5 protein-coding genes are annotated in these 3,524 nt (G+C 49.9%); all 5 read right to left on the bottom strand.

Annotation, left to right across the window (positions count from 1 at the left end):
- Positions 1 to 185: 185 nt before the first annotated feature.
- On the bottom strand, positions 186 to 470 hold the full coding sequence (locus VLH40_08070) for a hypothetical protein (GenBank protein ID HSV31959.1): 285 nt from the start codon (positions 468 to 470) through the stop codon (positions 186 to 188).
- A gap of 3 nt (positions 471 to 473) precedes the next feature.
- Entirely contained in the window at positions 474 to 728 is a 255-nt protein-coding gene (locus tag VLH40_08065) for a hypothetical protein (GenBank protein HSV31958.1), read from the bottom strand.
- Positions 721 to 2,001, bottom strand: a complete 1,281-nt coding sequence (locus VLH40_08060) for a sugar ABC transporter ATP-binding protein (protein HSV31957.1) — start codon at positions 1,999 to 2,001, stop codon at positions 721 to 723. Before VLH40_08060 ends, VLH40_08065 begins: the two co-directional genes overlap by 8 nt.
- Positions 1,995 to 2,765 (bottom strand): SDR family oxidoreductase, encoded by a 771-nt coding sequence (locus VLH40_08055; GenBank protein ID HSV31956.1) that lies wholly within the window; start codon positions 2,763 to 2,765, stop codon positions 1,995 to 1,997. Before VLH40_08055 ends, VLH40_08060 begins: the two co-directional genes overlap by 7 nt.
- A 68-nt stretch (positions 2,766 to 2,833) precedes the next feature.
- The coding region (locus VLH40_08050; GenBank protein ID HSV31955.1) for a sugar ABC transporter substrate-binding protein at positions 2,834 to 3,524 on the bottom strand (691 nt) is incomplete at its 5' end.

Below are 3,524 nucleotides of genomic sequence, written 5' to 3'. Positions count from 1 at the left end.
CCGTTCAGAGAGGGTCCGCTCAGAGGGCAGGGTGTCTCCCGGCTGGTACTCGCCGGACTCAATGTCCCGGCGGAGCAACTCCTTGAGCTGGTAGTACAGGGGTATCGGGACCCGGCGGTCAAGGGTGATCAAGGGTGGCCTATTCCTCACATAAAATGACATTTTTATGGAAAGATATTAAGTTTTCACAACTTTGTATCGACCGACAAATCGATACCGGCGGAGATTATTACCATAGTCTGGGCACAGGCCAGGATCAGGATGACCGAAACCTGCCGGAAAATATTCAACCAATTGCTGAAGGTGAAAAAATGCGGTGATGTAATGGCAAAAAAAGCACTGAGTCCGATAAGACCGATCAAGGATCCTCCCTTGAGCAGGATACCTTTCAAGTTCTCATAAAAAGGGGACCGGGGAATGATCTGGTCATCAGCCGTGGTTTCTTTGGGTGATCTTATATTTGTATTCATCTCCTATACATCCCCCTTACCATCACCAACACCACTGGCAATGGCTAATATTTCGGCCTTTGAGGCCTTCTCCGGATGATCGAAAACACATACGACGTGACCCTTTCGCATGATAATCAACCGATCGGCCACCTCCAGCGCTTCCAGGGGATCCGAGGTCAGGTATAAAACCGTTAATCCACCTTCGGCCATTTTCCTGACCATCTTACGAATTTCGAATTTAGCCCCGACATCGATCCCCCGGGTCGGCTCATCCATAATTAAAATATCTGAATTTCTGGCCATCCAGCGGGCTAACAGAACTTTTTGTTGGTTTCCGCCACTGAGATAAAGTACCCCAGCGGAAAATATTCGGCGTTCGGATCCGCAGGGTTTCTATAAAATCACCAGCCACTTTTTTCTCTTTGCGGATATTCAGAATACCCTTTCTCGCAAGGCTTTTCAGGATGGCCAAGGTAATATTGGCAAATACCGGCATCTCGAAAACCAGTCCCTCCCGGCGATCTTCGGGAATATAACCGATCCCTTCATCTATCGCTTCGCGGGGAGACCGAACGATTATGTCCCTTCCTTTGAGAGTTATCGTCCCCTGGGATTTGATCAATCCCATGATCCCCTTGGCCAGGCTGGTCTTTCCGGATCCTATCAAACCAAAAACGACCACGATTTCCCCTAGATAAAAATCAAGACGGATTTCTTTCAAAAAATTATCAGCGGAAAAATCCTTTAATGAGAGAACCGGCTTTTTGCTGTTCGTCGTTTCTGTTGAATGAGAGGCAATCGATTCAAAATTTTTACCGGTCATGTAAAAGACAATCTCTTTTTCGGTCATTTTATCCCGGGATTGGGTAATAACCTTTTCACCGTCCCGTAAAACCGTGATACGATCGGCGATTTGCATAGCCTCGTTGATTTTGTGGGAAATAAAAATAATGCCCCGATTTTCCTTTTTCACCGTATGGAGAATCTGAAACAACCGCTTTGTTTCATCATCACTGAGGGCGGAAGTCGGTTCATCCAGAAGTAAAATTTGTATATCGGGATGGCTTATCGCCTTGAGGATTTCCACCATCTGTTGTTCTGCAACCGATAGACTAATGACCAGTGTGGCCGGATCAAGATTGATTTCAAAACGTTCTAAGAGTTTCCTTGATTCGGCATGGATTTTTTTCCAATCGATAGCCACTCGTCCCAACGGCCAGCGACCCAGGAAAAGATTTTCAGCAATGTTCAGCATCGGTATAAGAGACAATTCCTGATACACCAGAGCAATTCCGTTACGTAACGCTTCCCGCGGATTCTCCCGGCTCAGTTTCCGCCCCTGAAGAAATATTTCTCCCTCGTCTTTCTTGAACACCCCACTCAGGATTTTCATCAGGGTACTCTTACCGGCTCCGTTCTCACCCAAAACAGCGTGGATCTCTCCGGGGAAAATATCCAGTTCGATCCGCTTGAGGGCCTGGACCCCGGGGAAATGTTTGCTGACTTTATCCAATCGTAACAAAGGTTCTTTAAGGCTTTGGGTTACCACACCGTATACCCTCCGTCGATACTCAACACTGCACCGGTGGCGTATCCGAGCCTATCGGTGGCCATCATCAGAATCGCCGAGGCAATCTCTTCCGGCTGGCCGAGCCGGCACAGGGGACGGCTTTTTTCGATAGAGCTACGGACGGAAGCGGGATCCTGTACCCGGGAAAGAGCTTCCTCCAGCAACGGGGTTTCGGTGGTCCCGGGACATACACAGTTGACCCGGATCCCGTGAGGAGCCAGGTCTATGGCACAGCTTCGCGTAATCGAAATGACGGCCGCCTTGGTAAGATTGTAAATCACCTGGTTTTGGATACCGACCAAACCTGCCTCGGAGGCCACATTGACAATAACGCCTTTTTTCCCTGAGCTGATCATGCTTTCGGTCACATAGCGGGTCATCCATAAAACACCCACGATATTGATCGCCAGGAGATCTTCCAGGTCGATTTTCCGAAAAGAACGAACATCTCCCTGTCGATACCGGGCGGCATTGTTCACCAGAATATCGATCCCGCCGAATTCACCGGCAATCCGGCTGATTCCGACACGAATATCCGGTTCCGACGTCAAATCAATCCGAAAAAAATCGGCTTTTCCGCCCTCTTTCCGGATCTCCTGGAGAACGCGATCACCCCGCCCAGAATCCACATCAAGAATGGCTACGCGGGCTCCCTCACGAGAAAAAGCTTTTGCCGTTTCCTCACCGATCCCCGAGGCACCACCGGTAACAACCACATTTTTCTGGATAAGCCTTAGTTCCACTGTTGCCTCTCCCCTGCATTCAGAAAGCCGGAAGGCCCTTCCGGCACCTTCCGGCCTTCTGAAGTGTTTTATGGTTGGTAAGCTGCCTTGATTGCTTCCCAGTCTATCGGTTCCAGAGCCGGCTCGGGATAGAACAAGTCGGCATTGGCCTGCCAAGCGATCCTCGGCCGGATATCAAAATACTGGGGAACCATGTCCTCGAGCCCCAGAGCGGACATAACCGCAAATTTCGTACCATACCAACCCCATTCGGGGAACCCGTGCCAGGTCTCGGCGATCAGGCGGCCCTCCCGAATCCTTTCAATCGATTCCGGTGTACCATCGTTGGTAAAAATCTTGACTTCTTCCCGTCCCAGTCTTTCAGCCGTCAGCATAGCACCCAGACCCATCTCGTTGGAAGCGGCCCAAATAAAATCAAGAGTGCCTTCAGGATTGGCTGCAAGGATATCTTCCGTTACCCGGATGGCTTTTTCCCGGTTCCAGTCGGCTGGAAGGGTGGTGACTATTTCAATACCTGGGAATTGATCGACGACTGCATGAAAACCTCTTAGGCGGGCAACCGAGAAAAACCCTCCGGCAATTCCTTCGATAATCGCTCCACGCAAGGTAATATCATCAGCCAGTCCGGCGATGACCTCTGAAGGGTACAATCCTTCCCAGAAAGCCAAATCCAAAAAGGCAGCAGGATCAACAGCTACTTCCTCACCGGTTCCCATTACACCTGGTCCACCGAAATAGTCTATTACCGCATAGGCGGAG

Source organism: Atribacteraceae bacterium (assembly GCA_035477455.1).
In the GTDB taxonomy this organism is placed as follows: Bacteria; Atribacterota; Atribacteria; order Atribacterales; family Atribacteraceae; genus DATIKP01.
The sequence above is the reverse complement of the archived record's forward strand: the minus strand, read 5'-3'. Positions and strand labels throughout refer to the sequence as shown.